The organism is Erwinia sp. PPS120 (assembly GCF_047918655.1).
Taxonomy (GTDB): Bacteria; Pseudomonadota; Gammaproteobacteria; order Enterobacterales; family Enterobacteriaceae; genus Erwinia; species Erwinia tasmaniensis_A.
Genome location: NZ_JBLREF010000087.1, coordinates 1 through 830, shown reverse-complemented (window position 1 = coordinate 830; position 830 = coordinate 1). Strand labels below are relative to the sequence as shown.

The following is an 830-nucleotide window of genomic DNA, read 5'->3' as shown; positions in this document are numbered from 1 at the left end:
CACAGCTACCGCTTTATCCTGTGGGCGGCAGAACGTGGCATCCATTACGCCGCCGACGTGACCAGACCGGCGCTGGAGCGTTACCAGCGACATCTGTACCACTACCGTAAAACGAACGGCGAGCCGCTCTCCAGCCGGACGCAGCGCACCACGCTCCAGCCGCTTCAGGTGTGGTTCAGCTGGATGGCGAAACAGGGAGTGATACTGGCAAACCCGGCGGCGGACCTTGAGCTACCGCGCCTGGAAAAACGCCTGCCGCGCACGATACTAAGCGTTGAGCAGGTAGAGGAGATCGTGAATCTGTGCGACTTGAGCACATTACAGGGTATCCGCGACAGGGCGTTACTTGAACTGCTGTGGTCAACGGGGATCAGGCGTGGTGAGGTTGCCACGCTTGAGATCTACAGCGTGGACTTCAGTCGAAAAATCCTGACCATCGTGCAAGGTAAAGGCAAGGAAGACCGGGTGATCCCGGTGGGTGAGCGTGCGCTAGGATGGCTGAATCGTTATCTGCATCAGGTTCGCCCGGACATCCTCGCCGTACCGGACTGCAAAGCGCTGTTCCTGGCGATGGATGGCATGGCAGGGTTAACGGCGAATGGTATCACCCTGGCCGTGGTGCCGTACCTGAGAGCGGCGGGAATAGAGAAGGGGAGCTGCCATCTGTTCCGCCACGCGATGGCGACGCAGATGCTGGAGAACGGCGCAGACCTGAGATGGATCCAGGCGATGCTGGGGCACCGCAGTGTTGAATCCACGCAAATCTATACGCAGGTGAGTATCCGGGCATTGCAGGCGGTGCACAGTTCGACGCATCCGGCAGAGCAGCG

Annotated in this window: 1 protein-coding gene; it reads left to right on the top strand. The window is 60.0% G+C overall.

What is annotated here, in order from left to right; genetic code table 11:
- On the top strand, positions 1-830 hold an 830-nt coding region (gene xerC, locus ACLRGG_RS21185), incomplete at both ends, for a site-specific tyrosine recombinase XerC (RefSeq protein WP_416251564.1).